Annotated in this window: 6 protein-coding genes; 1 reads left to right on the top strand and 5 read right to left on the bottom strand. The window is 47.1% G+C overall.

Annotated features, from left to right (window positions below; all coding sequences use genetic code 11):
* Positions 1 to 374: 374 nt before the first annotated feature.
* Positions 375 to 1,985: a potassium/proton antiporter gene (locus tag M3200_RS07320; protein WP_353867222.1), complete on the top strand. Its 1,611-nt coding sequence runs from the start codon at positions 375 to 377 to the stop codon at positions 1,983 to 1,985.
* 62 nt (positions 1,986 to 2,047) lie between these two features.
* On the opposite strand, the gene M3200_RS07315 is transcribed toward M3200_RS07320, so the two are convergent.
* From M3200_RS07315 to M3200_RS07295, 5 genes are all read right to left on the bottom strand, one after another.
* Positions 2,048 to 2,530, bottom strand: a complete 483-nt coding sequence (locus M3200_RS07315; RefSeq protein ID WP_022382882.1) for a prolyl-tRNA synthetase associated domain-containing protein — start codon at positions 2,528 to 2,530, stop codon at positions 2,048 to 2,050.
* A 26-nt stretch (positions 2,531 to 2,556) separates the two neighbouring features.
* Positions 2,557 to 2,937: a VOC family protein gene (locus M3200_RS07310; protein ID WP_022382881.1), complete on the bottom strand. Its 381-nt coding sequence runs from the start codon at positions 2,935 to 2,937 to the stop codon at positions 2,557 to 2,559.
* Between the two features lie 9 nt (positions 2,938 to 2,946).
* Complete coding sequence (locus tag M3200_RS07305; protein ID WP_022382880.1) at positions 2,947 to 3,276, bottom strand: cupin domain-containing protein; 330 nt, start codon at positions 3,274 to 3,276, stop codon at positions 2,947 to 2,949.
* 496 nt (positions 3,277 to 3,772) lie between these two features.
* Positions 3,773 to 4,117, bottom strand: coding sequence for a hypothetical protein (locus tag M3200_RS07300; RefSeq protein ID WP_022382879.1), 345 nt, complete (start codon positions 4,115 to 4,117; stop codon positions 3,773 to 3,775).
* A 123-nt stretch (positions 4,118 to 4,240) separates the two neighbouring features.
* Entirely contained in the window at positions 4,241 to 4,576 is a 336-nt protein-coding gene (locus M3200_RS07295; RefSeq protein WP_022382878.1) for a hypothetical protein, read from the bottom strand.
* Positions 4,577 to 4,763 lie beyond the last annotated feature (187 nt).

Genomic DNA, 4,763 nt, shown 5'->3' with positions numbered 1-4,763 from the left:
TTGGGGCTTGTTCTTGTGTAGCAGGTCTTCTCCTGCCTGAGCAAGGTAAAAGGCATTCTTTTCTCCGTCGGGGGCAGCTTCAAGAGGAATAAAAGAGAGAGCTCTGTTTATTTGTTTGAAACCTTTCATAATCTTATCCCGACCTTCTCTTCCAGAGCAAGGTCAAGGGCGTACTTCCCCGTCTGGGAAGGCAAGTTTTAGCGATACATCTAATCTCACTCATTTCTTCCTTATCCCCCTCATTTCCATACCATTCTTACCAATTTCTCATATATTTCCTTTTATTATCGATGATTTGCTCTGATTATTTGACAGTATTGCGTCCTAGCTGTTACAGTTATAAATAGAGTATTTTCTATTACTTAGGGAAGGATGTGGTGTGGTTGAATCAACCCTTGCTTTTATTGGGGGCTGTGATTTTGATTTGTATTTTGCTGAATCGGTTTTTGGAGAAGATTCCTGTTCCTTCTTTGCTCATTTTTGTCGGTCTGGGCATGTTCTTCGGGGAGAACGGGCCGTTTCGGATTCAGTTCGATCATTATGCGCTGGTGAACCTGGTATGCTCAGTGTGCCTGATTTTCATTATGTTTTATGGCGGCTTCGGGACGAATATGCGGGCTGCGCGGCCGGTTCTGCGCGAGGCAGCTCTAATGTCTTCGCTGGGAGTTGCGGGGACGGCGGGAGCTGTGGCTGTATTCGCTCATTTCGCGCTGTCGCTTTTGTGGCTGGAGAGTTTTCTGATCGGGGCCGTGATTTCTTCGACGGATGCGGCTTCAGTTTTCAACATTCTCCGTTCGCAGAAGCTGGCTTTGAAGTATCATACGGACTCGCTCCTTGAGGTGGAGTCGGGTTCGAATGACCCGATGAGTTATATGCTGACGATGGCGGCGATTGCGCTTTTGAGCGGGGCAGCGTTTTCTTTTCCTCTGCTCCTGGCCAAGCAGCTTCTGATCGGAGCTTTTTTCGGGCTCGCAATCGGCTGGCTTGCGCTGAAGCTTCTGCATTCGCGGCTGCTTCCTTCACAGCAGAGTCACACGGTTTTCCTGTTTTCGATCATGGTGCTGGCGTATGCGATTCCGGCAGAGTTTGATGGAAATGGATATCTGAGTGTCTACCTCTGCGGGATTTATATCGGAAATTCGAAGCTTCCGCAGAAGAAGTACCTGGTCCATTTCTTCGATGTCCTGACGAATGTGGCGCAGGTGATGATTTTCTTCCTTCTGGGACTTCTGGTGACGCCGGTGGATCTGCCGTCTGTGATTGTGCCGGCTCTGGTGCTGACAACGTTCCTGACGCTTGTGGCAAGACCTCTGGTAAGCGCGGCGATCCTGGCGCCTTTCGGGGCCAAGCGGGAGCAGATTGCCCTGGTTTCCTGGGCGGGCCTCCGCGGGGCGGCCTCGATTGTATTTGCCATAGGTGCTGTGCTGGCCGAGGTGGACATTACGTACAATCTTTATAACCTTGTGTTCTGCATGGTACTTCTCTCGATTTCCATTCAGGGAACGCTTCTTCCGTTCGCGGCCAAGAAGCTTTCGATGATCGATCCTACGGCGGATATCCGCACGACGTTTAATGATTACCAGGATGACAGCGATATCAGCTTCGTCCGGCTGCGCCTAAAGGAAGGGAGCAGCTGGTGCGGCAAGTCGCTGGCAGAGCTTCAGCTTCCGAGGGATCTTCTCGTGGCGATGATTATGAGAAATGGCGAAGTCCTTGTGCCTGACGGGAGTACGGTTCTGAAGGAAAATGACCTTCTGGTCTTTGCGGCTCACAGTTTCGAGGATGAAGAGCATCACGCTCTGGAAGAAGTCGTCGTCGACCGCGCAAGCGAAGCGGCCAATCGTCCGCTTGCCGCCATCCCCTCCTCCAGCGCCCGCCGCGTCCTCCTGATCAAGAGAGGCATAGACACCATCATTCCTTCCGGCAGCGCCGTGATCAAACACGGCGATATACTCGTCTTAGCGCCGGAACTCGAGAGGGAATGAGGAAGGCGGGTTCTTGCACTAAAAAAGCAGTCCTTTTTTGGGGCTGCTTTTTCATTTCCTTTTTATATTTCCACGATGTTGACTTCGGTTCCGTGATCTTTGAGGATGCGAATGAGGTCTTCTGTGTCCAGCCAGATGGTGGCTGTGTTATCATTGGGATGAACACCTATCTTATGGCTCAAAAATGTCTCATCGAGGTAGAAGTGAACCGCGTTTTCTTCGTCATTCAGAAGGCCGAGCGGAGTGACAGAGCCCGGGGTGAGCTTGAGGTACTTCAAGAGATCATCGGGACTGGCAAAGGAGAGGGCCCTCAGGCCCTGCGCCTTGCGGAATTCTTTGAGGTTCACCTGCTTTTCACCCTTGACGGTGATGAGGTAGTAATTCCTTTTCTTGTCATCCCTGACGAAAAGGTTCTTGGCGTCCCATTCCGGATAAGGAAGCTTGACCTCTGCCAGTTCTTCCATGTTGAATACAGCCTTATGCTCGGTGGTCTCAAAAGTGATTCCGTGGTCTTTGAGGTACTGGCAGGTTTCTTCCTTGTTCATAGATTTCTCCTTCCAAATGGTCCAATTCAGCCTTCATAAGAGGCAAGTTCGATAAGATTGCCGTCGGGGTCTCTCAGGTAGATGCTTTTCATTTCACCCCGCGCCCCATGGCGTGTGACAGGGCCTTCTTCGATGGCGCCGCCTTTTTCCTTGATTTCCTTTTCGGCATCTTCGATGCTGCCTTCAATGGCAAGACAGAGATCGAGACTGCCGTATTCGGGATTCCCGGCAGCAGGAAGAAATTCGGCTTTTCTTGTATGGATGTTGAATTTCTGATTCCCGAAGAAGAGTGCGTATCTCCCGTTCTTCTCCTCGGCCCTCATGCCAAGGATATCGACATAGAAATGAAGGCATGCCTCAAGATTTTCCGTAGTGATCACGATGTGGTCGATGGTCTTGTATTTCATGGCTGCCTCCTATCCATGAACGACGAGGGTCAGCATCGTAAGGTCGTCTTCTCCAGTATTAATGATGGTATGGGAGGATCCTTTAGGGCAGATGTGGCAGCAGCCGGCGGTGAGGATTTCTTCTTTCCCGTCGCAGATAGCCTTGCCGGTGCCGGAAAGGATGTAATTGATGTCGTCTCCGGATTCCTGCTTGTGGAGTCCGATCGATGCGCCCGGATGGAGTTTCGTCGGGATGATGCGGTATTTGCTGTCATTGAACATCCGGACAGTCATTGTTCCTTCCCCGCCATTCATTCCGGAGAAGACAGCTTCTTTTATTTCATTGAAATTGATCAGCATGGCTGGCTCCTTTTTATTTTACTCCCTCGTCAGCAGGGAAACGGTTTCGATGTGGTTCCAAGAGCTCATCTGGATGTTTTGAATATATTTTCAGTGTGTTTTTGACACCTATTCGTCCTTGGAAACAAGTCCACGGCATTTTGTGCTTTTGTCCGTCCTTGGGAATATGTCCAATTTTATCCTTGAGATGGTGACTTGGATGTTTTTGCGAGAACGGAGTGTATCTAACAAGACGTAATCTTTGATACAATGCCCTTATGTGTTTTTAGCCCGGAAACCGCGCTATTTCTGGGCTTTTCTGGGCTTTTCTGCGTTTCGAGGCGTAGAGCGGGAGCTCACTTCCGGCTCTGTATTCGTATGCTGCTGCGGTTGCTGTAGCCAAAAGCGACACCCCCAATCTGCAATCGTTAAAAAGTATGGCTATCGTTGAAAGGTTCTTGTACACTCTGTCTATACCAGTAGTAAAGCCTTACATTTTCGAATAACCTTCTGTTTATTACTTAGCAAGAATAATAGAAATAATCTTTTGTATTTCATTTCCAGATAAAACTGCATAATCTTGCATATTGTCCATAATTGTTTTTACATTCGTATATTCTCCTGCTGTGGCAGAGATTCTTTTCCCTTTCACTTTTTTAAAAACAACATTCCCTTTTTCATCTATTTTCGGGAATGTAGCCGTCACATTTTTTTCTTCTAAAATGGTATTATGGATTTCATTCTCTGAAATTCCATGAGCTACTGCCGTTCTATATTTATTGGCATCTTGGAATATCTTATCTTTCCGCAAGGCATCCAATTCATCATATAAATTTTTCTGATTGTCTTTCAACCACTTCAAGACATTACTTTTTAGCCGTTAATCAGATCCATACTCTAATCCATAGTAATAATTCAAAAGCTCAACAATTGAATCCCACACAGCGGACATCTTTAAATAATACGTGTCGGAAAAATACGTGAACTAATATTTTCTCATCCAATGTTCTTTTTTAAAATAGGGAAAATATTGTATTGATTCTCCGTTTTCTCCTGGAGAACTATACCACGGATCATCCGGTATCCCTCTATCGTAGTAGTGTCTACAAAAACAGTATGTGATTTTGCAATCGCCAATTTTATTGTTATGCTGTTGAATTATTTCTGGTAACTTTGGCTTGCCTATACTGCCAATAAAATCATCGATAATCCCAAATTTACTGCCGTCTATTATCATGTTATCAAAATAATTTACAGCTAAGAAATCATCCCATTCTTGTTGGGACAACAGTTCAAATGATTCCTCAATTCTTACGTTCATACGATACCTCAATAAAAATGCTTATTCCACTCCCAGCGCCTTGAACACTGCGTCCTCCGCGCTCTGATAAAAGATAATCTGAAAACTTCCCATCAGCTCCGGCGGGACAGTTCCCATATCCGCTGCCGATGTGATCGGAAGCAGAATCTTCTTTGCTCCGCTATCAAGGCATACCTGCAGCGCGTTT

The organism is Dialister sp. CAG:357 (assembly GCF_000435155.1).
Lineage (GTDB): Bacteria > Bacillota > Negativicutes > Veillonellales > Dialisteraceae > Dialister > Dialister hominis.
The sequence above is the reverse complement of the archived record's forward strand: the minus strand, read 5'-3'. Positions and strand labels throughout refer to the sequence as shown.